Raw genomic sequence first — 24,366 nt, 5'->3', positions numbered from 1 at the left:
CAGTGCATGCGATTTTTTCTCCCTGCCGGTGGTTCTTTCTGTTCGTTCTGGGATGGAGAATAGGTTTTGCGGTGCGGCGCAACAATACGTTGTTTGACGTAAAAATCTGCGCATGCCGGCGTCTTCCGGGCGCAGAAAATGACGCCCACCCGCACAGCTTTCGCCCACGCGCGGCATGGTATTGGTGCGTTTTTTCGGCGAGGCGCTGAGAGAGAGCCTGATCACAGATCAGAACGATGCTGTGTTTTGGTGAAACGGGATGGAAGCGGCGTTCCGGCATACGTCATTTGACGTATGCCCTCACCTACCGATTGGTTTGAAAATTGCTTTCATGGAGCAGTAATGATTTTGCAATTGCTCTGCCCTGCAAGGGGTCTTCGTCTGACCGCCGTGTAGCACGGCAGACGGCACCGGCCTCAGCGCTAACTTAGCAATAACGGCCGCCACCATGAACGCGAGCAAAATGTGACTAACCCCGCCATACAACGCATTGTCAAAGTCCGGCGCGACTACAACACCTGGGTCGCCAACGAGACGCTGGAAGACTACGCGCTGCGCTATACGCCGCGTTCGTTCCGGCGCTGGTCGGAATTTCGCCTGGCCAATACGGCGCTGGGTGCAACCTCGTTCCTGGCGCTGGAAGCGATCAGCGGCGCAATCACCCTGAGTTATGGATTTACCAACACCTTCTGGGCGATCGCCTGCGTGGTGGTGCTGTTTTTCCTGACCGGTTTGCCGATCAGTTATTACGCCGCCAAGTATGGCGTCGACATGGATCTGTTGACGCGCGGCGCCGGCTTCGGCTATATCGGCTCGACCGTCACCTCGCTGATCTATGCCAGCTTCACCTTCATCTTCTTTGCGCTGGAGGCGGCCATCATGGCGCAGGCCATCGAAATCTATTTCGGCCTGCCGCTGGTGTACGGCTATGTACTGTGCTCGCTGATCGTGATCCCCATGGTGGCGTACGGCATCACACTGATCAACCGCCTGCAGATGTGGACGCAGCCGGTGTGGATCGTGCTGCTGACGCTGCCTTATATTTGCGTCCTCTATAAAGAACCGGAAGCGCTCACCAATCTGCTGACCTTCGCTGGCCGTGCCGAAGAAGGGGGTTCGTTCAACATCTATCTGTTCGGTGCGGCAGCGACGGTGGCGTTTTCGCTGATCGCGCAGATCGGCGAACAGGTCGACTTTCTGCGCTTCCTGCCGGAAAAGACACCAGCCAATCGCGGCCGCTGGTGGACCGCGCTGCTGCTGGCCGGGCCGGGATGGATTTTGCTGGGCGGCGCAAAAATGCTCGGCGGTGCGCTGCTGGCCTTCCTCGCGATTCAGCATGAAGTGCCGATGGGCAAGGCGGTGGAGCCAACCCAGATGTATCTGATCGGCTATCAGTATGTGTTCTCCAATCCCGCGCTGGTGCTGGGTGCGGTCGCGCTGTTCGTGGTGGTGTCGCAAATCAAGATCAACGTCACCAATGCCTATGCCGGTTCGCTGGCATGGTCCAATTTCTTTGCGCGTCTGACGCACAGCCATCCGGGCCGCGTGGTGTGGCTGGTGTTCAACGTGCTGATTGCGGTGCTGCTGATGGAACTCGGCGTCTTCAATGCGCTGGAGCATGTGCTGGCGCTGTACAGTCTGGTGGCGATTTCATGGATCGGTGCGGTGGTGTCGGACCTGGTGATCAACAAGCCGCTGAAACTGAGCCCGGCGCATATCGAGTTCAAGCGCGCCCATCTGTACGACATCAATCCGGTCGGTGTCGGCTCAATGGCGATTGCGTCCATCCTGTCGGCGATCGCCATGTCCGGCGTGCTCGGCAAACTGGCGGCGGCAATGTCGCCTTTCATCGCGCTGGGCACGGCATTGCTGGCGGCGCCTCTGATCGCTATTGCGACAAAGAGCCGTTACTACATCGCGCGCGAAGACACACTGTCTGAACATGTGCACGCGCACAAAGAGCACGACCATCAGCATGCCCAGCTCGATTGCGTGATCTGCGGCAATCAATTTGAAATGCCCGACATGGCGCACTGCCCCGCTTATCAAGGGGCGATCTGCTCGCTATGCTGTTCGCTCGATGCGCGTTGCAACGACCGTTGCAAGACGCCCGCGGCGCGTCTGCCGAATCAGGCATTCAGCGCCTTGCAGGCCTTGTTGCCGGCGCGCTTCACGCTCAAGCTCAACACCCGCATCGGCCACTATCTGATCGTGTTCGGCTTAATCTCCGGCGGCCTGGCGGTGGTGTTGTGGATGCTGTACTTCCAGCAGATGGCGGGTATCTCCGGCCTGACGCCTAGCGGCCCTGATTCCATCCAGAGCATTTTCATCAAGCTGTTCTGTACGCTGCTGGTGTTGATCGGTGTCGGCTCGTGGTGGCTGATCCTGACCAACGAAAGCCGCAGCGTCGCGCACGAAGAATCGGAACGCCAGACCAACTTGCTGCTGCAGGAAATCGAAGCGCACAAACAAACCGACGCCGAACTGCAACGCGCCAAGGAAGCCGCCGAATCCGCCAACCTCGCCAAGAGCCGCTTCGTCACCGGCATGAGCCATGAGCTGCGCACACCGCTCAACAGTATCCTCGGTTACGCGCAGATACTGCATGTCGACGCCACTATCCCGCCGGCCCGCAAGGATGCGATTGCCGTCATCCGGCGCAGCGGCGAACATCTGCTGAGCCTGATCGACGGCTTGCTCGACATCGCCAAGATCGAAGCGGGCAAGATGCGCCTGGCGTCGGATGAACTGGCGCTGTCGGAATTCCTCGAACAGATCGCCGGCATGTTTGCGCCGCAGGCTGAACAAAAAGGCCTGAGCTTCCGCTTCGAAAAAACCGGCCGCATCCCGCACATCGTGCACGCTGATCAAAAACGTCTGCGCCAGATCCTGATCAACCTGCTCGGCAATGCCGTCAAGTTCACCGACAGCGGCAGCGTGACGGTGCGTGTGCGCTACATGCGCGAGATCGCCTACTTCGACATCATCGATACCGGCATCGGTATCGCCGACGACGATCTGGAACGCATCTTCCTGCCGTTCGAACGCAGCAACGCGGCCAATCTGCGCGAAGACATCGGCACCGGCCTGGGCCTCGCCATCAGCAGCATGCTCACGCACATCATGGGCGGTGAGCTGGCGGTCAAGAGCAAGGTCGGCAGTGGCAGCAGCTTCCACCTGAAGATCTATCTGCCGGAAGTGCACGTGCCGCGTCTGCGTCTGAAACTGGAAGACCAGATGTCGGGTTATATCGGCCCCTCCAAGCGCGTGCTGGTGGTGGATGACCAGGCTTCACAACGCCTGCTGCTCAAGGAGATGCTGCTGCCGCTGGGCTTTGACGTAGTAGAGGCCGACGGCGGCATCGCCTGCCTGGAAGAACTGGCGCGCCGTACCCCGGATCTGGTGCTGCTCGACATCGCCATGCCGCTGATGGACGGCTGGTCGGTAGCGCGCGCCATCCGCGCACGCGGGTTGACGCAACTGCCGATCATCATCGTCTCGGCCAACGCTTTCGAAAGCGGACACGAGCGCAGCAATGAACGTAGCAACGACGGCGATGGTGTCGACCCACCGCTGTATAACGACTTCGTCGTCAAGCCGGTGTCGTACAACGAGTTGCTGTCCAAGATCAAGCAGCAGTTGCGTATCGACTGGGTATCGTCACCCGAGACGTCTGAGTCAGCACCGCCGCCTTTGCTGCCCTCGGCACCGGAGAAAAAAATCGTCGCAGCTCAACCCATGATGCTGGTGCCCTCGCAAGAAAAACTGCAGGCACTGCTGGAGCTTGGCTCCATCGGCTACGCCAAAGGCATCCTCAAGAAGTTGGATGATATGGAGCAACAGAATTCTGCGTACCTGCCCTTCACCACGGAACTTCGGCAACTGGTCAAACAGTTTCGCCTGAATGAATATGTCACCCGTATCAAGGAGATGATTCGTCATGATGTCAACAACGTTCGATAGGCATGTCGTCCTGATCGTCGACGACAAGCCCGACAACCTCGCCATGCTGTCCGATTCGCTCGACGAGAGCGGCCACATCGTGCTGGTCGCCACCGACGGCATGAGCGCGCTGGAGCGGCTCGACTACATTACCCCCGACCTGATCCTGCTCGACGCCATGATGCCCGGCATCGATGGTTTCGAGACCTGCAAACGCATCAAGCTGATCAAGAGCGTCAACCACGTTCCGGTGGTATTCATGACCGGGTTGACGGAAACTGAACACGTCGTGCGCGGCTTCGAAGTCGGCGGTATCGACTACGTCACCAAGCCGATCAAGCCGCAGGAAGTTGTTGCCCGCATCGGCGCTCACATCAAGACTGCACGCATGATGTCGCAGGCGCGCGGCATGCTGGAACACGCCGCGCATGCCGTCATCGTCTTGAGCGGCAACGGCCTGCCGCTGTGGCAGACCAGCAAGGCCTCGCTCTGGCTGGAGAAATATTTCCCCGCCGGGACGAACACCAACGCCACGCACAAATTGCCGATAATGCTGCAGTCCTGGCTCAACGAAAGCCTGGTGCGCCAGCGTCAAAACAAGGGGGGCGACATTCGCCCATTGGTAGTGACACAAGGTGACTGTGAACTGCGTGTGGCGCTTTCCGCTGCGGGACAGGGGCATGAAATCACTTTGCTTCTGGAAGAAAAGAACCTTGCCGCCGACATCGCTGCCGCCGCAACAAGCGCAGCCATGCATCCGGCGCTCAGTAACGACGTCACAACCAACCCGCTGGCGCTAGGATGCTTCCATCTGACGCCACGTGAAAGCGACGTCTTGATGTGGCTGGGCAAAGGCAAAACCAACCGCGACATCGCCGACATCCTCGGCATGAGTCCGCGCACGGTCAACAAACACCTGGAACACATCTTCGTCAAACTTGGCGTGGAGACGCGCTCGGCGGCGGCGGTGATGGCGAGCGGGGTACAGCAGACGCCGAGGAGCGGCAGCGGGATGTTGCAGTAGAAATTGGGGTTCGCTTAAGACAGATTTCCAGCGGATTTCCACCAGCTTGCCACCACAGGCATCTGGCGTGGATCAGATGGATCAGCTACAGTAGCGGACGCGTTCTTCTCGCTTCCCTAGCTGATTTGCATCTGACATCACCCGCATGAAAGAATTTTTCTGTTCACTGGCCATGGCCGTCGCCTTCTGGATCCCGGCCACTGCTGCCGTATTCACGATAGCAGCAGCCATCCCGCTTAAAAGTATGAGCACTGCCATTACCGGCGCGATCGGCCTGCTGGTGACGCTGGTGTTTCGTTTCCTGATTAAACGAATCAACAAAAAGAAAATCGCACCGTGCGAATTTGAGCGCATGGACTGAGCCGGGTAGTCGGGTAGTCGGGTAGTCGCCTCAGTCTGCGACTGTCTCTGCGGCAGCATCAGCATGTTCCATTTCCCAGAATGCACCGTCGCCACGCACCGTCGTACGGTTAAGAACACGACGCTGCAGCGGCGACAGCGGCGTGGCGCGATGTGCGACGCGGAAATTATCCGCTACCACGAAGTCCCCTTCCTTCCATTGATGACGATATACCGCCCCCTCGCGTGAGAAGTGGCGATCGATGCTTGCGATCAGCGCTTCCGTCTCATCTTTGGCCATGCCGATGATGCTATCGGTCAGACCGACGTTCAGATACAGGCCGTCTACACCGGTATGCGGATGCGGCATCACCAGCGGATGCACCACGTGATTGCGGTGTGTGGTTTGCAATCCCTGTACCTGCGCCTTGAGATCATCCGGCAGGCTGCGGTAGGCTTCCTGCAGATCAGTGAACAAGGTATCACCGCCAACGTCCGGACGTGCTTCCAGATGCCATAGCGACATCGGTGTCGGCACCGCGCGGAAGGAGCCGTCCGAATGCCAGTAGCGACCGACGCCGGTATAGCCTTCGGTGGCGCGGCTGGCGACACGGAAGATTTGCGGATAGCCGGGGATCTGGCTCGCCGTCGGTGGGAACTCTTCCAGCGCGCCGAATACTTCAGACGCGGCAATCTGCGCCTGCGGCGTCAGCACCGGGCCGGGAATCACCAGCAGACCGTAGTCGAGCAAGGCTTTCCGCAGGGCTTGTTGTGCTTCTGGATTGTCGCTCAGGCGGGCCAGGTCGACGTTGTTGATACGGGCGCCGAAGCCGACGTCCAGAGGGATGATGTTCATGATTTTTCCTTTCTTCATTGATACGGCTGCGCCCAGCATGTGCATGAGCGGGGATGGGGGCGCAACCGCATTTCGCTTCAGGGCAGCGACATTCAGGCCGCCGGCAGGACATGCAGCATGTCTTCCGGCTCCGGGCGATGGGTGTAGTCGGGATTGACTTCGGCGTACAGAATGGTGCCGTCCTGGGCAATCACATAGCGTGCCGGCATCGGCAACGTCCAGCTGCCGTCACCATTGAACGTCGGCAGGTCGTTCTTGAGCATCTTGTACAACTCAACCAGATAATCCGGCAATGCGAAGCGCAGTCCAAAGGCGGCAGCAACGTCGTTGTGCGTGTCGCTCAGGATAGGGAATTCCAGATTGTTGTTGCGCATCGACTTGCGGCTATTGGGTGCAGTCTGCGGCGAGATCGCCACCAGATTCGCTCCGGCGGCACGAAACGCCGGCAATGTTTCTTGCAGGGCCTGCAGCTCCATATTGCAGTAGGGGCACCAGACGCCGCGATAGAAACTCAGGATCAGCGGGCCTTGTGCCAGCAGTTCGGCGGACGATACCGGTTTGCCGTCCGGATCGTTAAGCGTGAACGACGGCGCCTTGTCGCCCGCCTTCAATGTACGGCCGGCCTGACCGGAGGCGATGAGTTCGGCCGTGGCGCGCGCCATGATCGGGTGGATTTCGGCAGGTGCCTTATAAGGTGGCTTGCCGGCAAGAAAATCGGCTTTGAAGGCGTCCAGTTTGGCTTGCAATGTCATGAAAATTCTCCGGGTGGGGGATCGCAAAAATGCAATCGACGGAAGCATCTTCATCCAATCGAGCCAGCGTGAGAACGCAGGTGAATGGCATATGATTCATTCCCCAGAAGAATAAAGAATGCCTGATAGGGATAAAATCACTGACAAAACCCCAAAAACAAATTCTACGAAGGAATAGAAATGGATCGTCTCAATGCAATGGCAACCTTCATCAACGTGGTCGAATCAGCCTCGTTCTCGGGCGCCGCGCGTCGGCTTGAGATCGGCCAGCCAGCCGTGTCAAAGACGATTGCGCAACTGGAAGAACGCCTTGGTTTGCGCCTGCTGCTGAGATCGACACGTGGCCTGACGCCGACCGAAGCCGGCCAGCGATTTTATGAACGGGCCCTGCGCGCCATCGAAGAAGCCGACGAAGCCGAGCGCAGCGCGCGCGACGCAGGCACCGGCTTATCGGGGCCGCTGCGTGTTTGCGCAGCGGTGACGTTTACCCGCATACGCATCCTCCCGTATCTGAAACCCTTCCTCGACATGCATCCGCAACTGAGTCTCGACATCGTGCTCGACGACCGCCACATCGACATGCTGGAAGAAGGCATCGACGTCGCGCTGCGCATGGGATCGCTCAGCGATTCCGGCATGACGGCGCGCAAGATTGCGCAGAACCCGCGCTCGGTGCTGGGTACGCCTGCCTACTTCGCCCAACATGGGGTACCCGCAACACCGGCGGATCTGAGTTGCCACAACGCAGTCATCTACGGCCAGACCGGCAGCAGTTGGGAATTTCGGCGCGGCAGCACCGAGGTGTCCGTTGCCGTCAACGGCCGCATCAAGGTCAATGCCGCCGAAGGCGTACGCGCCGCCGTGCTGGCGGACATGGGTCTGGCGATTTCATCAGAATGGATGTTCGAGCCTGAACTGGCGAGCGGCGCACTGCAACGCGTGCTGACGGAGTGGCAATTGCCGGCGATGGATTTGTGGGCGGTGTATCCGGGTGGACGCATGGCCAGCGCAAAGGCGCGTGCTTTTATTGCCTATGTCGAGGAATTGCTATCGGCCTGATAGGAAAATATTTTAGCTTCGTTCAGTGCCTTGGCAATCAAAATATTGCAGCGCAAAACAATCGCCACAATTCAATGCCAGAAAGGCTTTCAACCTGATTTTTATGCCCCCTGCAAGGTAACAACATTACCCTGCGGATTCACTTTGGCGACGACCAACCTTCTCATCAGGATTTCCCTGATGTTGTGGATTTTATATGTCGCATAGAGTGGCTTCAACGGAGGGAAAATCATGAAGAAAATCCATATTGCAGTAACGCTGGTGATCCTCGCAGGAGGTTACATGAACTGGATCAGGGCCGTACATGCTGCGGCATCAGGGCAACTCGGCCTATCGGCAATGGTCGCCGAGCGCTGCCGGGTCGATTTCAGCGAAGGTAGTGCGGACTACTTTCAGTCGTGCTCCAGCGTTGACATCAAGGCATCGGAAAAAGCCAGCAACGTTATCGGTGAACACATCGCCGTCGATGCAAACGCCGATCCTTATTATCTCGACCGTGTTCCTGAATCGATGGCGATGGCGGTGCCGAGCTCGCAACCCCAGTCCACGGCAGCAAGCCGACGCGCTGGTGCACCCAAAGTCGTTACGATCAACTACTGATCGTTGAGGGCTTCGCCGGGAGCGCAATCGAGCATCATCAGCACATCACTGGGGATATCACTTGCCTTGCTTGCGCTGAAAGGTCTTGAACGCTTCCGGCGTCCAGGGCCGCACCGCCATGATGAAACTGGTGCCGAAGCGCTGTTCAAGCGGCAGCTCCAGATCCTGATGATGCAGTGCCGAGAACTCAGCGCCAAGACGACGCATATGCTGCTTGACGACTTCGTTGCTGGCATGCGAGAGCATGCCGCTGAGCATCGTCATCTTTTCGCCTTTGCCATCGAAGCGCGAATTGAAGAAGTCGTTTTTCAACTGCGCGCGAAAATACTGCTGGATGGGGCCGCCTGGCAACCATTGAAAATCCGGCGCCACGCGTACCCTGATTTTGTTATTGGGCAGCAGATCGATGATGCCCAGTTTGTCCAACCGCGCCAGCAGACGAATACTTTCAGCTTTGGTGAATGCAAAGGCGTCGATGATCTCGTCCAGCGTCCAATGATTGACCGCATGCACGGCCATCAGCAATAGTCTTGGATCAGCAACCAGCTTGCTCTCCTGCTCCTGCGTCAGCTGTACCGGCGTGGCCGACTCATGCGCCACCATGCGCGCCAGATCGCTGATCTGTATGTTCAGTAGTGAACAGATCTGATCGAAGCGCTCCAGCGTAAAACTCTTCTCGGCAAACACGCGCTTTACGCTCGCCTCGCTCAGGCCCAATCCCTTCCCCAATTTGGCATAAGTGACACCGCGTGCTTTCAGTACGTTTTTCAATGCACCGACGAGCGCGTCTGCCTGGGCCATGTTGTTTTCTCTGGATGGTGAATGGAGGGAGATCAGCAAATAGTATCGTATTTCGATACTTAACTATCCATTAGTCGATTCTATCCATGCCATTTACACACATTCCAATACCGTTGTTACAGTCCGCCTGCGCTCAACGAGGCGCTCCCAAAAACTCAACAAGAGAGAACAACATGAACAAGTCGACACAGTCCTTCGCCAATCCATCCCCTTCTTTTTCTTTCATCCGTGCTGTTGCACTAAGCTGCGCGCTGTCATTCAGCCTGCTGTCCAATCTGGCCGCTGCGCAATCCACTGCCAGCGATGCCTCCGCCATCTCGGTTGTGGCATCCGTGGTGGCGCCGGCGATGTTTATTTCCGAAGGTGGTGAATACCTGGTCAAGGGCGTAGAAGCATCGGGCAAGGGCTCGGTCTATGTGCTGGAAAAAATCGGCACTGGTGTGCGCGGCTCCGTCATTGTCACGACAACTGTGAGCGGTGCTGTTTCGGTCGGCGTGGGCGCGAGCATCAAGGCCACGGCTACATCGGCGGGCATGTTGCTGGTCAGTGCAGGACAAGTGCTGGCGATCATCCCCAATGAGCTGGGCAAGGCGCTTATGAAGAGCAAGAAGATTTCCTGATCGTCTCCTCCAGACATCATCAATCACGCCACCAAAAGAGAGAACAACATGTACAAGAAACTCTTGCTCGCCACCGCGACCGCCCTGTCACTATTGCTGCCTGCTATCAGCCAGGCAGGCCAGGGATGCGAACAAAAACCGCCGACCGTCGGCATGGTCACCAAAGGCATCGCGATGGCGGTCAAGACGGTTGAACAGCTCAATGCCAGTGGCGCGGATGTCGTCATCATCGGCCGCGCAGGACAGGATCTGAGCAAATACAAGCAGCACTATTCGCATCTGGGTTTTGCCTACAAGGAAAATGGCAGCTGGACCATCGTGCATAAACTGAACGAGTGCGATACCGCAATCAGCAATATCTATGAACAGGGTATGGGACAGTTTTTTCTCGATGACCCGTTTCGCTTTGAGACGGCAATCGCCATACCAACGCCCGAAGTGCAACAGCGCCTGCGTGCCGTACTCACCGATCCGCAAAAATTGCTGACCGAACACACTCCGAACTACAACATGCTGTCCTATGTGTGGAGCACGAAGTATCAACAGTCCAATCAATGGGTATTGGAAACACTGGCGATGGCGCAAGAGCCTGTCATCCATAATCGTGAACAGGCTCAGGCCTGGCTGAAGTTCAAGGGCTATGAACCCACGGTGCTGACACTGGGTCCGATGACGCGTCTGGGTGGAAGGATGTTCAAAGCCAATATTGCCTTCGACGATCATCCCAACGAGAAACGTTTCAGTGATCGTATCGAAACCATCGGCGCAGATTCTGTATTCGCCTTTCTGGAACAATCAGGTTTGCAGCTCTCCCACATCGTCATCACCCTCTGAACAACATCACCGCACCGCCGCTTCTGGCGCGGCGGCGCGGCGACAGAACCCATTCAGAGAGCATCATTTTCGGCACCCGCCAACACCCTTCAGTTAGACGATCTGCTTATATCAGTCATTCTATTTTCGGATAACGCTGAAATATCTGGTTGCAAAACAAAACTCCGATCCCAGATCGGTACTGAGCCCAAATGAAACACTTCCGGTTTCACTTCAAGCTTCACTTTTTTGCCTTATTTGCACTAACCATTTACTCAGAGAGAATAAAATGAACATCGCTAAAATTATCGCCGCTACAGCTCTGATCGCCGCCGCAGGTTCCGCTTTTGCTGAAACCCAATATCCGGTTGACAAGCCTTTCGTTTCCACCAAGACTCGCGCCGAAGTCGTCGCTGAAGTCAAACAAGCTGGTGGTGACCTCGGCCGTCGCAACTATCAAGAAACGTTCAACCCAGCGCCAGTCGCGTCTTCCAAGACCCGCGCTGAAGTACTTGCAGAACTGGGCCGCGGCGGCAACATCGCTCGCGCCAACTACGTCGACACCACGCACTAATCGGCTGCATCACATGCTGATGACAGATAGCCCGCTCCCGGCATGATGCCGCCGGCGGACTATCTCTGTTGATTTCCTCTTCTCTTTTTTGCTGCTGTCTGCCGCATCTCGCGCAGATAAGTACTTACGCCTTCTTGCAGTGATGCGATCTCCGCTTGCCGGGATTGCGATCTGCAACAAGCGCATCTAATCTCCCCTCTACCATTTTTTCTTCCATGTTTTGCTCCGCTTTTCGCGTAAGCAAAGTCGTAAACAGTCGTTCCAAATTTCACGCCGGATTTTTATACTCGCTCTTCGTGTAATGCAGTCTGCACATTCGTTCACGCAGAAAAAATGACGTGACGAATTGTGCAAAATCTTGCAGATGGCAAATCGCTGGCGCGCCAATAAAAGTGTGATACATTCACCGACTTGCTCCACCTGGATTCGGGGAGTTACACCCCCGGCTTTGGTTATAACCGGCAACCCTTATAAGAATAATCGACTATGAAATCGAACACCCCGGGCAGCAAAACTGCCGCCCACGCAACCATCTTCGCGCAAGACATCAGCCTGGCGTGCCCGCACTGCGGGCAGCTCATGTTGCAGTTGTCCGCGGACGCACGTCCGATACAGGAAAAGAAACTCGCCTGCCCATCATGTTGCAAACAAAGCAAGATGGCAAAACTGAAAACCAGCAGCGGCGACACTTATCAGCTTTACATTCGCCAGATTGATCCGAACGCACGCATCGGCGTCTACAGTTACAAAAAATAAAATATTTGCAGGCCGGTACAGGCCAAACAAAAAAGCCCCGCACGTTGCCGTGAGGGGCTTTTTAAATTTATAGCGTAAAAAATGCAGCGCCGATATGTGAGTAGATTCGCGCAGCCCAGTGCTATCTGCAAAGTGGCCGCGCTTTGAATCTGCTCACATGTCGACGCTGGCCGACATGAGGACGATGCCGCGGGAGTAAGCGCCGTCCTGTTTCACTACAGCATAACAACATTCAAATCATGAAGCAGAGAGGAGAGGTTTCACTATACCGTTCTCACTTCTTTGCTTCCAATAATCAATCCGAGTATGGATGCTCGGATTTGTCATGATCAGAAACTGCGCTATTCAATACTATGCGCGACTACCGGCTCGCCCTCAATGCTGACCGACTGTTTTCCATCGGGACCAACCGGCACATCACCAACGAGGGTAATGCGATACAGCTGGCGCTCGAAATCAGTATCGTAAATATCGACCGGGGCCAGATGCGCCGTGGAGCGGTTGTCCCAGAAGGCCAGTGATCCCTCTTCCCATTTGAAGCGCACCGTGTACTCGGGACGCACGACATGTTCGAACAGCAGTGCCAGCAACTGTTCACTCTCGCGTGGATGCAAGCCGACGATATTCTTCAGGAATCCCGGGCTGACATACAGCGCTTTCTCACCGGTCTCTGGATGCAAGCGCACCAGCGGATGATGACTGACCAGCGGCGTTGCTGCGACCTTGTTGACGAAATCTTGTGTAGCGCGATTGCCCTCCGGCGGCGTGAAGCGATGCTCGCCCTGCAAGGTATCGACGAAAGCCCGCAAGGCCGGCGAGAGCCCCTGGTAGGCCGCAACCAGATTAGTCCATTGCGTATCGCCGCCATACTGAGGAATGGTCACACCACGCAAGATCGACGCCGCCGGCGGATTGATTGCGGCAGTGACGTCGGTGTGCCATCCGGTCCATGGCCGTACCAGACGAGGGCCGTTAAAGCGATTTTTGAAGCGGTCGCGTCCGACAGAGTAAATCTCAGGATGGCCAGGCTCGTAGCCGAATACCGGATGCCCCACCGTCAGATCGCCGAACTGCTTTCCAAACGCGACATGTTGCGCGTGACTCAATGGCTGGTCGCGGAAGAAGACAACTTTCCATTGCAACAAAGCCGCACGAATCTCTGCAATGGTCGTGGCATCAAGAGGCGCACTCAGGTCGACACCGGAAATCTCCGCACCAATATGTACGGCTTGTGGCTTAACAACAATTTTTTCGTAAATCGGAACAGTCTTGTCTGCAATCGCGTTCATGTCGCCTCCGGTCATCGCTGAAAACCATATCGCGGTGGCCGGATATGGGATGTGCAAACGATTATAGGAAGCGTGGTTCAGGCGAGTCCAAGAAGGAATTCGCATAACTTTAGAAGACAAATTGCCATCAATCAGACCGAGGCTACCTGTCATGATTTTCAATCAGGCGATTATTCCTGACTGCACAAGCTGGCTTTCACCGACGGCATCATCAACGCTGGTCGCGCCCACCATCTTTCTCATTCTTGCGGCCGGCGGCCTTGTCTTCGTACATGCCGTGATCGGCGAGCTTGATCAATGTTTCAGCGTCCTTTCCGTCTTGCGGATAGAAGGACACGCCGATGGAAGCGCCGACCGTCATGCCTTCCGCACCGTCGACTTCCATCAGGCATTCCAGCGGTGGCGCCAGCGCATCCTCGATCTTCTTCCGGACCTTGTCGGCAAACGCCGCTTCGGCAATGCCCCAGAACACCAGCACGAATTCATCACCGCCGAAACGCGCCACGACATCGTCCTCGCGCATGATGGTGCGCAGGCGCTGGCCGACTTCGATCAGCGTGAGGTCGCCGTACTCATGGCCAAGCTTGTCGTTGATTGCCTTGAAGCGGTTGAGGTCGATGAACATGACTGTGAACTGTTCAAACAACTCGGTGGCGCGGCGACCGCGTTTGTGTACCGCGGCATCCAGATAGCGCAGCAAGGCGGCGCGGCTGGTGACGCCGGTGAGTTTGTCCGTGCTGAGTTCGCTCTGCATCTGCATGAAACTGTCCGCGAGCTGGCCGATCTCATCGCGCCGCTCGATCTTCAACGCGACGTTCATCTGGCCTTTGCCGATGCGTGCCGCTGCACGTGACAGACGCCGCACATCACGCACGACCCAGTGCACCACGCTCAGTCCCAGCAGCAAGGCAATGATGACGGCGGACACGGCAATCACGACAGACCGGCGTTGTCGCGCACCCATGAATAGGAGGCGTAGATGGTTTCGTCGTCCGGCCCCTGAAAGGTGAAGGTGCTGTTGGTGCTACCAACATTTTGTTCTTCGGCGAGATGTTGTTGCAAGGTGAGATAGGCGCTGCGGATGATCTGATTCTGGCTGATATCGGCGCGCAAACGACCTACCTGCCCTTGCTTGTCGGTGTAAATATTTTCACCGCCGGACGATGCGATGAGGTTGCCGTTCGACTCCATGATGAAGGCGACGCCGCGCGCGCTGACGTGCAGGTCGCGGATGAAATCATTGAGCGCCTTGAGCGAAACATCCGTGGCGATCACGCCTTCAAACTGACCATTTTTTGACAGCACGCGCCGCGATCGGGTGGCGACCAGATCCTTGTCCCAGTAGTTGATATAAATCTCGCTCCAGGCATCGCGGTCACTGTTTTGACCGGCGGCATACCAGGGCCGCGTGCGAGGATCAAATTTGGTCTCGTCATTCTTGGGCATGCTGAGCTGGCCCCCGATGCTGTCGAAACGATAAGCGCTGCGATAGTCGAGGGAAGCACGCTTGACGCGTAGCTCGGCATCGTCCGGCGCAAAGCGGAACAAACCCACGAAGTCGCCGCTGCGGTTGCCGTAGAAGACGTAATTATTGAGTTCCGGATGCATCGACGTCGCACTCCAGAACCGGGCGCGCATGGCCTCGAGATCGGTATTGATGTCAGGCGCTGCCGGCAGGCCGCGCGGGTACGCCGATTCGAGCACCGAGGTTGCGCCGTCGATGTGACGCTGCACCGTCAGCGCAACGCGGTCGGCAGTCTGATCGAGCATTTGCTCGGCCACCGAGACAACGGCATGCCGCCCGGCAAAATAAGAGAGCAATCCAACCAGCAGCGACAGCGCGAGGATCAGGACGACAAACGGCAAGATCAACACCTTCGCCAGCGAAGATGATGAGCGGAGTATATGAATCATGGGCCGTCCCTGTTTTTGTCTTTATTTGTATCTGTTCTATCGATTCTTGATGTGTACGCCTTGGCAGGTAAATACCCACTTCGATATTATCGGCAGCAGGATGTTCGAAATGAAGTGATACCGAAAGGAAATTTTCAGCGCACAAGAAAACACCCCGCCGGCCACCATGTTGCATGGGGCGGGCGGGGTGGGCGGACAGTCGGTCTGATCAGGCGCGTTTGCGCTGGTCGCCGAGTTGCGGTGCAGAATTGACAATCGAGCTGCCGACCGGACGCAGCGGCACGATATTGCCTGCGCCTATCGCTGAAACCACTTGCGTACCCGATGCCGGCGCTTCCAGACTGAACACACCCACTGCATGGTTGAGGCTGGAGGCCTGATCCTGCAAGGTGCCAACGGCGGCGCTGGCTTGCTCCACCAGAGCAGCGTTTTGCTGGGTGACCTGATCCATCAGCGCAATTGCGCGGTGTACTTCTTCAATGCCGATACTTTGCTCGTGGCTGGCGGCGGAGATTTCGCCCATCACGTCAGTGACGCGCTTCACGCTGGCGACGATCTGCTCCATCGTGTCGCCGGCCTGCTCGACCAGCTTGGTGCCGGTGTCGACTTTTTCCACCGAGTCGTCGATCAGGTGCTTGATCTCTTTCGCTGCAGCCGAGCTGCGTTGCGCCAGGCTGCGCACTTCCGTCGCAACCACCGCAAAACCACGCCCCTGTTCGCCGGCACGAGCTGCTTCGACCGCTGCGTTCAACGCCAGGATGTTGGTCTGGAAGGCGATGCCATCGATCACTCCGATGATGTCAACGATCTTGCGTGACGACGTGTTGATCGAGTCCATGGTGTGTACGACCTGACCGACAATCGCTCCACCTTGCTGAGCGATTTCGGATGCGTTGCGAGCCAGTTGATTGGCTTGACGTGCATTGTCGTCGTTCTGCTTCACGGTCGAGGTCAGTTCTTCCATCGCCGAGGCGGTTTCTTCCAGCGAGGCAGCCTGGTCTTCGGTACGTGCTGCGAGGTCACGGTTGCCTTCGGCGATCTGGCTGCTGATTTCAGTCACGCCCGCAGCGGCGTCACGCACTTCGCTGACGGTGTTGCGCAAGTTGCTGCTCATCTCGGATAAGGCGGCCATGATGCTGTTACGGGCAGCGCCGTCCTTGCTGATGTCCACTGCATGATAGAGCTCGCCGCGATCGACGGCGAAGGCCAGCTCCTTGACGTCATCCGGTTCGGCGCCCAGAGCACGGCGGATATAACGTGTAATCAGCGTCGCCAACACTACGCCGGCCATCATCGCCACGGCCAGGAAAGTCAGCATCAACGCCTTGAAACCATGCGCCAGATTGCGTGCACGGGCCGACTCGGTCTGCGTCATCTGCTCTTCCAGATCGATCAGTTTGTTGATCGATGCCAGCCATTCGGTAAAAGCGGGCTTGCCTTGCTGCAGCATCATCTGACGCGCGCCGTCAGTGTCGCCGCCGGTACGCGCAGCGATGATCTTTTGCACCAGCGGCATGGTGCGTGCTTCGATGGCTTTGATGGACTCCAGATCGGCGCGATCTTCGGCGCGCACTTTCTTGCCTTGTTCGCCTGCAAAGATGGCGTCCAGGGGCTTGGCCGATTGCTGATAGTCGTTGTCCAGTTTGGTGATCAGTCCGACGACGTCTTTCACTTCAGCGTCGCCGACCAGCGTCAGGTCGCGCAAGGCGATGGCGCGGTCATGCACGCTGCCGCGGAAGTTGATGGCATAGCGTTGCTTGACGTTGTTGTCGTCGCTGATGGTGCTGAGACTGCCCTCGATGGAATTGACCTTCATGATGCTGAGGATGGTCAGCGCCAGCATCATGGCCAGCACGATGGCAAAGCTGATGCCGAGGCGAGCCGCCACGCTGATGGCGGTTCCTTTGGCTGGCTGAGATGGATTGTGCATGTGAAGCTCCCTGAAGTTTGGCGTCGGCCCGATGACCGGCGCAGTATTTTTCTTGCCTGCGATCCACATTCCTGCGTAACTGGATCTGGACATGAAGCAATATTATTGAAAAACAATCTTTAGGGAAAATTGATAGTCTTCATCAGTTCAATAGCTTTTTACCGATACACAGGAGGCATGCGGATTCCAGCAAGGTTACCTGCGGGCATCACAGAAAGCATGGCCGGAAATGTCCGCAAACAGGCAGAAAAAAAGCGCCGGTCATTGATTGACCGGCGCTTCTCGATGCGAGGTATTGCGCTCGCATTGTGCACTTAACTGCGGCTATTAACTGCAGCCCTTAGCGAAGACGCTTCATGGAAGCACTTCTTCCGCCTCACTCTATTAGAAGTTGTGGATGATGCCAACGTTGAGTGCGTTCTGGCTGTTGTCCGCGCCAGGCACGCTGGAACTGTTCACACCGACGTTATACATGTCGGATGCGCGCAGGTTGCGATAGATACCGTACAGCGTGGTGCGCTTGGACAAGGCGTATTTGGCGCCGAGGTTGAGCTGAGTCATCTTGCCGTTGGCGGCGTTGACGAAGTTCACGCGGGCGTACTGCACGCTGCCGAGCAAGGACAAGGATGGTGTCAGCGCGTAGTTCACGCCGACGTCGAAGATGTTGGTCTTGTCGTTGTTGATGCCGCCGACAGCAAACTGCGCCGTGGTGTCACCCGTGAAGTTCGCTGCCGATGCCGCCGAAAACGACGTAGCGCTGCCGGCTTGTGCCAGCGGCAACTTCACTTGCGACCACGAACCGTGCAACTTGGCTGCGCCGAGCTGATAGCTTGCGGCCAATGTCCAGGTCTTCAGGCACGTGTCGCCGACGTTACCCGCGCCAGTTGCGCAAGTGGTTGCGGAGGACGAGTTGACGTCGCTCGAAGCCACTGCGCCGGTCGCGTTGCTGGCCTTCTTCGCCTGGAAGTAGCCCAGACCGATACCGAACGGGCCGTTGGCATAGGCGCCGCCAATGCCGTAGGACTGACCGGTGGAAGTCGAACCGGCCGTTTCGCCGAAGCCGTAGATCACGCTACCGTAGAAGCCGTTGACGTTCGGTGTGTTGTAGCGGATCGAGTTGTTGACGCGTTCGCCGTTGGTGCGGTCCAGATCCTTGGCGTGGACGTTGCTGACCATGCCGCCCAGATCGTCAACGGTGGTGAAGGCCGCGATGTCGTCGATGAAATCCTTCTGACGGCCAAGCAGCACCGCGCCGAAGTTGCCGGACAGGCCGACGGTCGCGGTACGGCCGAACAGCGTGCCGTTTTGCGCCGCTGCGCCGGTATCGACGTTAAAGCCGTTTTCCAGATTGAAGAGGGCTTTCAGCCCGCCGCCGAGGTCTTCGCTACCCTTGAAGCCCAGACGGGAACCCTTGATGGCACCCGAATCAACACCAGCGCGGTTGCCGGTTGCGCGGCCTGTGCCGGTTGCCACTTTGCTGTTGTAGCCGACGCTGGCATCGATGATGCCGTAGATCGTGACCGAGCTTTGAGCATGGGCGATGCTCGCGAACGAGCCGAGCGAACTGATAACCGCCAGCGCCAAAAGAGACTTTCTCATTTTTCAGAACTCCAATAATTGTTAATCCAATATTGATCGATCGAGGTGTTGCAAAAACACGACCAAATCGATGCTTCTCGAAGGAAATTGCAAGAAGACTTTATTTATTTAAACAAATAATGGAATTTAAAACAAAGATTTATTTTTAAATTTTCACTTTTAACGATGTATTTGTATCTTTTATACAACTATGTCTAGACAACAAAAACGACAATGCCCCGGCCGAAAGGAAGGGGCATTGCGTGATGTGGATACCTGAGTCAGATGCGTATGGACTCGAAGAAAAACCCGGTGGCGCTCAGTAGTGGAAGCGGCACTGATGCACGATGATGTTGCCGTTCAGGCGCTCGAACACCACGCGATGTTCCGGTGACACGCGCACCGCGCTGAGTCCTCTCAGACTCAGCGGCAGGCTGGTCACCTGATGGCTCGGCAAGGCTTCGCCGTGCTTGAGCTTGTGCAGCACCTGACGGATCTTGCCGGCGAACGCGCTGTCGTTGGCCTCCCAATAAGCGAGGTCTTCGGCGGCGCCCGGGGTGAGCAGCAGCTTCATGGCAGTCTCACTCAACGGCGGCCTCGACCAGATATTCGGCGCGCACTTGTTGCAGGCTCTGCTGCAATCGTTCGGCATTCACGGAGGTGGCGAACAGGTGGACGATGTCTTGCAGCGAGCGCCAGGTGGACTCCTTCAGGATCATCAGGTTATCGCTGGAATCGAGTGTCACCAGGATCTCGTCGGAGTCTGCCAGCTCCAACACTTCGTCGACATGGCTAGCCAGATAGTTTGCGCTCAGGGAATACATGCTTACCTCGATTTTATTGTGTGTTCGGAAGAATTCTTGTCTCCGCCTGCCTCACGACGGTACCGGCTTATGTGGTGTGCGGTGCGCGGCGTCGTGACGGCTTTTCCTCTTCGGCATCGTCGGGCGCTGTGCGCATGGACGAGGTCATCGGATTTTTGCTGTGCTGCTTGTCTGTCTGCTCTTCTCTTGCTTACTGCTCTGATCAATAACCGTGATACAGACCTTGCGGGTCAGGATGCTTGTTGTACTCGACCAGCTCGGCCAGCACCTGGGCGCGGGTCTTGGTGGAGACGAACGGCGGTGCATACGGATAGTCGGCATCGTTGACGTTCAGCTCACCGCGGGCACGGACTTGCTCCAGCTCGGCGATGACCTGGGCGCGACTTTTGGTGGAAACGAATTTCGGTGTGGACGGATAGTCGGCGTCGCTGATGTTGAGCTCGCCGTTGGCGCGGGCCTGGATCAGTTCGGCCACGACTTCGGCACGGGTTTTGGGAGTTGCGGATTGGGGATTGGGCGCGTCTGCTAATACGGAACCGCTGAGAACGGTCAAAAAGAGAGCGGCCGCCAATTGATTGATAGCCATTTTTTTCTTTCGATAATTGACGATGATGATTAACTACGAAGCGGCGGACCGATCGGTCATGAACACCCTTCGGCCCGCCTATCGATGAAGGGAGTTTGGTGCTGCTCATCGATGGACGTACTTTAATCTTTGCCAATAGGAGAATAAATGGCGGCACAGGAAAAACGTTATTCCGAAAACAGAAACAATTGACCGTTAAAAAATCAGGTATACGCGCGCGCTCATGATCTTTGAATACCGGTTATCGATCCTCAAGCGAAATCCACGACTACGAAGATAAGCATCGGACTTATCCTGTCGTGTGAATACATATTCCCCAACGAAAACAATTTTGAGCGCGACCTGCCGCATGTTTACGCAAAGAAAGTATTGATGGCGTGTTGACGCCGGATTCTCGGACGCCTGGAGGGGGAAGAGTTTGGATTGCTGCTGCCGTCAGCCGCGCTGATGGAGGCGGTACATAGTGCAGAAGTGCCGCGGCCGGGGACTGAGCAGCAGGTGGTGAGAGGTGATTTCGGTAGCTGCCGCCGCGATACGCGAAGAAACCCCAGACCCGTTCCAGTGCTCGAGCCGATCGCACCCTTTACATTGCCACGAACAAGGGGTGCAACCGGATCTCGTCAGGGGAAAATACCTCGACGGAGAACGACGCAAAGGACGTTGTGCAAGCCTGACGCATGCATCAATCGGCTGCGCGCAGCTTCTTCACTTCCGCATCCGACGGCTGCAAACTGGCGCCGTCCACATACACGAAACTGCTCATGATGCCCTTGCCGTCCTTGACGCCGGTGCGGCCGACGAAGGCGCCCAAGGTGGACTGGTGATCCTGCGCGCGGTAGGTGATCGTCGCCACCGGCGTCTCGACCTTCAGACCGGAAAACGCCGCTGCCAGCTTGTCGGAATCGGCACTGCCTGCTTTCTTCAAACCCGCGGCAATCGACATCAACGCGCTATAGCCGACCAGCGATCCGTTGCGCGGATAGTCATTGTATTTCTTGCGATAGGCATCCACAAATTTCTTGTGCTCCGGCGTGTTGATGGCGTACCAGGGATAGCCGGTGACGAGCCAGTTGCTCGGTGCTTCGGCGCGCAGCGGATCAAGATATTCCGGCTCGCCCGACAGCATGGACACCACCTCACGTCCTTCGAACAGACCACGCGTATTGCCGTCGCGTACGAACTTGCCGAGGTCGGTGGCAAACAGCACATTGAAGATCGCATCCGGCTTGGCATCGGCCAATGCCTGCGTCACGGCCCCGGCGTCGATCTTGCCCAGCGGCGTGGCTTGTTCGGCGACGAATTCAACGTCCGGCTGCGCCGCTTTCATCAGCGTCTTGAAGCTGGCGACGGCAGATTGCCCGTACTCATAATTCGGATAGACGATGGCCCAGCGCTTTTTCTTCAGCTTGGCCGCGTCCTTGACCAGCGACGCAACCAGCATGTAGGTCGACGGGCGCAAACGATAGGTGTATTTATTGCCGTTGTGCCAGACGATCTTGTCGGTCAGCGGCTCCGCTGCGAGGAAGAAAATCTTGCGCTGCTTGGCGTAGTCGGTCAGCGCCAGACCGGTATTGGAGAGAAAACCGCCGAACAGCAATGACACCTGCTCGCGCTTGACCAGCTCTTCGGCCACGCGCACCGAGTCGCCCGGATTGCCGTTGTCGTCGCGCGAAATCACTTCCAGCTTTTTACCGAGTACGCCGCCGCTGCCGTTGATTTCTTCCAACGCCATTTCCCAGCCCTGGCGGTACGGCTCGAGGAACGCAGGCTGCGCCTTGTAACTGTTGATCTCGCCGATCTTGATCGTCGCCTGCGCCGAGGCGCCGGTGGAAAAACTCCCCGCAGCAAAAGCAAGGGCAGACGCAGCGATGGAAAATTGCAATGAGTAGGTGAAATTGAAGCGATTGCGCGAAGTCATAGTGTCCTTCCCTGTAAAGACGACAAGTATAACGAGCGTCGGCAAAACGCACAGAAATCAGGGGAAAGCACAGCCATTATTGCCGGCCGCCTCCGTCGCTGTAGCTCGGCATGTCGTCCTGGTGTGTCAGGTGATGTGCTGTATGGCGCCATGATGGCATAGGCACCGGTGGCGGATACGAAGACGCGCGTCTCGTTCACCCAAGACGGCGCATTGACTTGTAATTGGGACGCAACGTCACCTGCACAGCGGATGGTTTGAACTGATGACGCAGACGCACCAATCCATTCAAGACGGAGATCAAACTTTCATCATGTCCAGAACTGCCTTTGAAAGGCCGTTATTCGCATCGTTCAGCGCCTCCGGGACTTCAAAATGATTCTTTCCGGGAAGGACAAAGCGTCCACGCAACTTTCCCATCCCTGCAAGAACAGTCGCAAACTCTCCGGCCTGTCGCTGGAATTCAGGACTCTCCTTGTCACCATTGGCGACAATTACCGGGCACACGATCTTGTCCAGATGACGCAGCGGACTCAGCGCGATCACTTCGCCGGCCGATACCTTCACATAGCTGCTGCGCGCAGACAGCAGCACGGGATACAACTCATACATGCCGCTCATCACCACCCCACCCTTGATGAGATCCACCGGCGCGCCGAGCGTACTCCAGTCGGTAGTTAACAACACCGCGCTCAAATGGCCGCCGGAAGAATGGCCGGAGACAAAGATGCGCTGAGGATCACCGCCGAACCGGGCGATGTTGGCATGTATCCATAGCATGGCATTTCGGCATTGCGTCGCCATGTCAGGCAAACGCACAGCCGGAATGTTGGCGAAATTGAGCGCGACATAAAGACACCCGTTGTCGACGAAGGTCGGCGCAGGCGCGGAGGAATCGTCCTTGCCGAGCGCACGCCATGCGCCACCATGCACAAACACCATGACCGGCAGCCCTTTCGCGCCTGCCGGTGCAAAGATGTCCAGTGTCTCGGCATCGCTGCTGCCGTAACGCTCCGTACGCGGAGGATATTTCTCGCGCACTGCCGCGCTGTCGGTGGCATAGCGTCCGATCACTTCAGCGGAATTCGGGGCCCAGTTGCGCTGATCATAGGCTTTATCCAATTCATCCTGGGTGTAGCCGAGAAAAGGATTGCCGGCAGAAAATGCGACAGATGGGACACCCAACAATGCTGCGACGGCAAGCGAAAAACGACGGCGATCCATGCCAACTCCAAAGCAATTCAACGAATAAGAAAGGACACCGAAAATGGTGTTGAAAACAGTGTCGGTAAATGTCTCAGCTTTAGCGCAGGATTTCGGCGATGACGGCCTTGCACACCGGGCTGCTCTCATCCGCCAACGGCCACAACACCGTGTAGTGATGCGTCGCCGGCACGACGTGATGCGCCACGACCTGCGGCCAGCAATTGGCGATCACCGCAGCCTGAATATGAAACTGTCCAGTCTCCTGCTCGCCGATGATGGTATGCACGCGCGTTGTTGAAGGCCCTGCCATGAGTACCGGACTCAATTGTTCCGCACGCTGCACATTCAGGCCAAGCGCCTTGTTCAGCGATGTGGGAATCAGCGGCACCAGGTCAAACAAGCCGCTGATGGCGAACACTGCTTGCACCGGCGCATCCTTACCGGCGGCAACAATGTCTGCTGCGATGTAAGCCGCGAGATGACCACCGGCGGAGTGCCCCATCAGCGACAGCCGTGCGAGGTCAATATCGAGTTGATCGGCCATACCGCGAATGCGCGCCAGCAAGGCATGCACTTCTTCAGCCATCTGCTCGATGCTTGCCTGCGGTGCCAGCGAATAATTCATGACGGCGACGCTGATGCCGGCGCGTACATACGGCGCTGCGATGAAACCGATGTCGCTCTTGTCGCCACCTTGCCAGTAGCCGCCATGAATGAAGACCAGCAAGGGCCGTTTGGTCCCGGCAGCGCGATAGAAATCGAAGCCTTGCAGCTTACCTTCTCCATAGGCGATGTCGGCATCGCTGAGCATCGGCTCGCGGATGGCGGCCGTGGCTTTTTGCCAGCCCTGTAATACCTGAGGAAAATCAGGGAACGCCGCCTTGAGGTTGTAACCGGCTTCGCAATCCTGTTCAGCACAGATGACGCGCAGTGCCTTGTCTGTCGATGTTGCTTGATTCATGCTGTTTTCCTGTACTGTTTTCTA

Annotated in this window: 23 protein-coding genes; 9 read left to right on the top strand and 14 right to left on the bottom strand. The window is 57.0% G+C overall.

From position 1 onward, the window contains the following. The first annotated feature begins 465 nt into the window (after positions 1-465). From PQR63_RS08145 to PQR63_RS08135, 3 genes are all read left to right on the top strand, one after another. Entirely contained in the window at positions 466-3,963 is a 3,498-nt protein-coding gene (locus tag PQR63_RS08145) for an ATP-binding protein (RefSeq protein ID WP_408167218.1), read from the top strand. Further along, entirely contained in the window at positions 3,941-4,966 is a 1,026-nt protein-coding gene (locus PQR63_RS08140; protein WP_408167216.1) for a response regulator, read from the top strand. The genes PQR63_RS08145 and PQR63_RS08140 overlap by 23 nt, the downstream gene beginning before the upstream one ends. Before the next feature lie 145 nt (positions 4,967-5,111). After that, the gene (locus tag PQR63_RS08135) at positions 5,112-5,327 is read left to right on the top strand and encodes a hypothetical protein (RefSeq protein WP_408167214.1); all 216 of its coding nucleotides are present in this window, start codon (positions 5,112-5,114) and stop codon (positions 5,325-5,327) included. A gap of 30 nt (positions 5,328-5,357) precedes the next feature. Here the strand turns inward: PQR63_RS08135 and PQR63_RS08130 are convergent, their stop codons facing one another. Both PQR63_RS08130 and PQR63_RS08125 read right to left on the bottom strand, forming a co-directional pair. Continuing rightward, positions 5,358-6,161: a TauD/TfdA dioxygenase family protein gene (locus tag PQR63_RS08130; RefSeq protein ID WP_408167212.1), complete on the bottom strand. Its 804-nt coding sequence runs from the start codon at positions 6,159-6,161 to the stop codon at positions 5,358-5,360. A gap of 92 nt (positions 6,162-6,253) precedes the next feature. Beyond that, entirely contained in the window at positions 6,254-6,913 is a 660-nt protein-coding gene (locus tag PQR63_RS08125) for a peroxiredoxin-like family protein (protein ID WP_408167210.1), read from the bottom strand. 180 nt (positions 6,914-7,093) lie between these two features. Between PQR63_RS08125 and PQR63_RS08120 the strand changes: the two genes are divergently transcribed. Continuing rightward, the gene (locus PQR63_RS08120) at positions 7,094-7,972 is read left to right on the top strand and encodes a LysR family transcriptional regulator (protein WP_408167208.1); all 879 of its coding nucleotides are present in this window, start codon (positions 7,094-7,096) and stop codon (positions 7,970-7,972) included. A 231-nt stretch (positions 7,973-8,203) separates the two neighbouring features. Further along, positions 8,204-8,572 (top strand): hypothetical protein, encoded by a 369-nt coding sequence (locus PQR63_RS08115; RefSeq protein WP_408167206.1) that lies wholly within the window; start codon positions 8,204-8,206, stop codon positions 8,570-8,572. Between the two features lie 57 nt (positions 8,573-8,629). Here the strand turns inward: PQR63_RS08115 and PQR63_RS08110 are convergent, their stop codons facing one another. Next, positions 8,630-9,373: a helix-turn-helix domain-containing protein gene (locus PQR63_RS08110; RefSeq protein WP_408167204.1), complete on the bottom strand. Its 744-nt coding sequence runs from the start codon at positions 9,371-9,373 to the stop codon at positions 8,630-8,632. 173 nt (positions 9,374-9,546) lie between these two features. On the opposite strand from PQR63_RS08110, the gene PQR63_RS08105 reads away from it, so the two are divergent. The 4 genes from PQR63_RS08105 to PQR63_RS08090 all read left to right on the top strand — a co-directional run bounded on the left by PQR63_RS08105 (position 9,547) and on the right by PQR63_RS08090 (position 12,136). Further along, entirely contained in the window at positions 9,547-9,993 is a 447-nt protein-coding gene (locus PQR63_RS08105; RefSeq protein ID WP_408167202.1) for a hypothetical protein, read from the top strand. A 48-nt stretch (positions 9,994-10,041) separates the two neighbouring features. Further along, positions 10,042-10,827, top strand: coding sequence for a DUF2145 domain-containing protein (locus PQR63_RS08100; protein ID WP_408167200.1), 786 nt, complete (start codon positions 10,042-10,044; stop codon positions 10,825-10,827). Positions 10,828-11,095: 268 nt separating this feature from the next. Further along, the gene (locus tag PQR63_RS08095; protein WP_408167198.1) at positions 11,096-11,380 is read left to right on the top strand and encodes a DUF4148 domain-containing protein; all 285 of its coding nucleotides are present in this window, start codon (positions 11,096-11,098) and stop codon (positions 11,378-11,380) included. A 486-nt stretch (positions 11,381-11,866) separates the two neighbouring features. Then, positions 11,867-12,136, top strand: coding sequence for a hypothetical protein (locus tag PQR63_RS08090; RefSeq protein WP_408167196.1), 270 nt, complete (start codon positions 11,867-11,869; stop codon positions 12,134-12,136). Between the two features lie 341 nt (positions 12,137-12,477). Here the strand turns inward: PQR63_RS08090 and PQR63_RS08085 are convergent, their stop codons facing one another. The 11 genes from PQR63_RS08085 to PQR63_RS08035 all read right to left on the bottom strand — a co-directional run bounded on the left by PQR63_RS08085 (position 12,478) and on the right by PQR63_RS08035 (position 24,342). Further along, entirely contained in the window at positions 12,478-13,425 is a 948-nt protein-coding gene (locus tag PQR63_RS08085) for a TauD/TfdA dioxygenase family protein (RefSeq protein WP_408167194.1), read from the bottom strand. A gap of 211 nt (positions 13,426-13,636) precedes the next feature. After that, positions 13,637-14,362, bottom strand: coding sequence for a diguanylate cyclase domain-containing protein (locus tag PQR63_RS08080; RefSeq protein ID WP_408167192.1), 726 nt, complete (start codon positions 14,360-14,362; stop codon positions 13,637-13,639). Further along, a complete protein-coding gene (locus PQR63_RS08075; RefSeq protein ID WP_408167190.1) occupies positions 14,359-15,339 on the bottom strand; it encodes a cache domain-containing protein in 981 nt (326 codons plus the stop codon). The genes PQR63_RS08080 and PQR63_RS08075 overlap by 4 nt, the downstream gene beginning before the upstream one ends. Before the next feature lie 208 nt (positions 15,340-15,547). Next, positions 15,548-17,269: a methyl-accepting chemotaxis protein gene (locus tag PQR63_RS08070; RefSeq protein WP_408167188.1), complete on the bottom strand. Its 1,722-nt coding sequence runs from the start codon at positions 17,267-17,269 to the stop codon at positions 15,548-15,550. Between the two features lie 384 nt (positions 17,270-17,653). Further along, positions 17,654-18,868: a porin gene (locus PQR63_RS08065; RefSeq protein ID WP_408167187.1), complete on the bottom strand. Its 1,215-nt coding sequence runs from the start codon at positions 18,866-18,868 to the stop codon at positions 17,654-17,656. A 298-nt stretch (positions 18,869-19,166) separates the two neighbouring features. Further along, entirely contained in the window at positions 19,167-19,421 is a 255-nt protein-coding gene (locus PQR63_RS08060; protein ID WP_408167185.1) for a type II toxin-antitoxin system YoeB family toxin, read from the bottom strand. A gap of 7 nt (positions 19,422-19,428) precedes the next feature. After that, positions 19,429-19,671 (bottom strand): type II toxin-antitoxin system Phd/YefM family antitoxin, encoded by a 243-nt coding sequence (locus tag PQR63_RS08055; protein WP_408167183.1) that lies wholly within the window; start codon positions 19,669-19,671, stop codon positions 19,429-19,431. A 202-nt stretch (positions 19,672-19,873) separates the two neighbouring features. After that, a complete protein-coding gene (locus PQR63_RS08050; RefSeq protein WP_408167182.1) occupies positions 19,874-20,257 on the bottom strand; it encodes a DUF4148 domain-containing protein in 384 nt (127 codons plus the stop codon). 682 nt (positions 20,258-20,939) lie between these two features. Then, on the bottom strand, positions 20,940-22,175 hold the full coding sequence (locus PQR63_RS08045; protein ID WP_408167180.1) for an ABC transporter substrate-binding protein: 1,236 nt from the start codon (positions 22,173-22,175) through the stop codon (positions 20,940-20,942). Positions 22,176-22,475: 300 nt separating this feature from the next. Next, a complete protein-coding gene (locus PQR63_RS08040; protein WP_408167178.1) occupies positions 22,476-23,399 on the bottom strand; it encodes an alpha/beta hydrolase in 924 nt (307 codons plus the stop codon). Positions 23,400-23,478: 79 nt separating this feature from the next. Then, entirely contained in the window at positions 23,479-24,342 is an 864-nt protein-coding gene (locus PQR63_RS08035; protein ID WP_408167177.1) for an alpha/beta hydrolase, read from the bottom strand. Positions 24,343-24,366 lie beyond the last annotated feature (24 nt).

Source organism: Herbaspirillum rhizosphaerae (genome assembly GCF_046025915.1).
Taxonomy (GTDB): Bacteria; Pseudomonadota; Gammaproteobacteria; order Burkholderiales; family Burkholderiaceae_D; genus Herbaspirillum; species Herbaspirillum rhizosphaerae_A.
The sequence above is the reverse complement of the archived record's forward strand: the minus strand, read 5'-3'. Positions and strand labels throughout refer to the sequence as shown.

What these genes read in the sequence shown, in the direction of transcription:
- PQR63_RS08140 (WP_408167216.1), top strand. Translation starts at nt 3,941, where the DNA reads ATGATGTCAACAACGTTCGATAGGCATGTCGTCCTGATCGTCGACGAC.
- PQR63_RS08135 (WP_408167214.1), top strand. Translation starts at nt 5,112, where the DNA reads ATGAAAGAATTTTTCTGTTCACTGGCCATGGCCGTCGCCTTCTGGATC.
- PQR63_RS08130 (WP_408167212.1), bottom strand. Translation starts at nt 6,161, where the DNA reads ATGAACATCATCCCTCTGGACGTCGGCTTCGGCGCCCGTATCAACAAC.
- PQR63_RS08125 (WP_408167210.1), bottom strand. Translation starts at nt 6,913, where the DNA reads ATGACATTGCAAGCCAAACTGGACGCCTTCAAAGCCGATTTTCTTGCC.
- PQR63_RS08120 (WP_408167208.1), top strand. Translation starts at nt 7,094, where the DNA reads ATGGATCGTCTCAATGCAATGGCAACCTTCATCAACGTGGTCGAATCA.
- PQR63_RS08115 (WP_408167206.1), top strand. Translation starts at nt 8,204, where the DNA reads ATGAAGAAAATCCATATTGCAGTAACGCTGGTGATCCTCGCAGGAGGT.
- PQR63_RS08110 (WP_408167204.1), bottom strand. Translation starts at nt 9,373, where the DNA reads ATGGCCCAGGCAGACGCGCTCGTCGGTGCATTGAAAAACGTACTGAAA.
- PQR63_RS08105 (WP_408167202.1), top strand. Translation starts at nt 9,547, where the DNA reads ATGAACAAGTCGACACAGTCCTTCGCCAATCCATCCCCTTCTTTTTCT.
- PQR63_RS08100 (WP_408167200.1), top strand. Translation starts at nt 10,042, where the DNA reads ATGTACAAGAAACTCTTGCTCGCCACCGCGACCGCCCTGTCACTATTG.
- PQR63_RS08095 (WP_408167198.1), top strand. Translation starts at nt 11,096, where the DNA reads ATGAACATCGCTAAAATTATCGCCGCTACAGCTCTGATCGCCGCCGCA.
- PQR63_RS08090 (WP_408167196.1), top strand. Translation starts at nt 11,867, where the DNA reads ATGAAATCGAACACCCCGGGCAGCAAAACTGCCGCCCACGCAACCATC.
- PQR63_RS08085 (WP_408167194.1), bottom strand. Translation starts at nt 13,425, where the DNA reads ATGAACGCGATTGCAGACAAGACTGTTCCGATTTACGAAAAAATTGTT.
- PQR63_RS08075 (WP_408167190.1), bottom strand. Translation starts at nt 15,339, where the DNA reads ATGATTCATATACTCCGCTCATCATCTTCGCTGGCGAAGGTGTTGATC.
- PQR63_RS08070 (WP_408167188.1), bottom strand. Translation starts at nt 17,269, where the DNA reads ATGCACAATCCATCTCAGCCAGCCAAAGGAACCGCCATCAGCGTGGCG.
- PQR63_RS08065 (WP_408167187.1), bottom strand. Translation starts at nt 18,868, where the DNA reads ATGAGAAAGTCTCTTTTGGCGCTGGCGGTTATCAGTTCGCTCGGCTCG.
- PQR63_RS08060 (WP_408167185.1), bottom strand. Translation starts at nt 19,421, where the DNA reads ATGAAGCTGCTGCTCACCCCGGGCGCCGCCGAAGACCTCGCTTATTGG.
- PQR63_RS08055 (WP_408167183.1), bottom strand. Translation starts at nt 19,671, where the DNA reads ATGTATTCCCTGAGCGCAAACTATCTGGCTAGCCATGTCGACGAAGTG.
- PQR63_RS08050 (WP_408167182.1), bottom strand. Translation starts at nt 20,257, where the DNA reads ATGGCTATCAATCAATTGGCGGCCGCTCTCTTTTTGACCGTTCTCAGC.
- PQR63_RS08045 (WP_408167180.1), bottom strand. Translation starts at nt 22,175, where the DNA reads ATGACTTCGCGCAATCGCTTCAATTTCACCTACTCATTGCAATTTTCC.
- PQR63_RS08040 (WP_408167178.1), bottom strand. Translation starts at nt 23,399, where the DNA reads ATGGATCGCCGTCGTTTTTCGCTTGCCGTCGCAGCATTGTTGGGTGTC.
- PQR63_RS08035 (WP_408167177.1), bottom strand. Translation starts at nt 24,342, where the DNA reads ATGAATCAAGCAACATCGACAGACAAGGCACTGCGCGTCATCTGTGCT.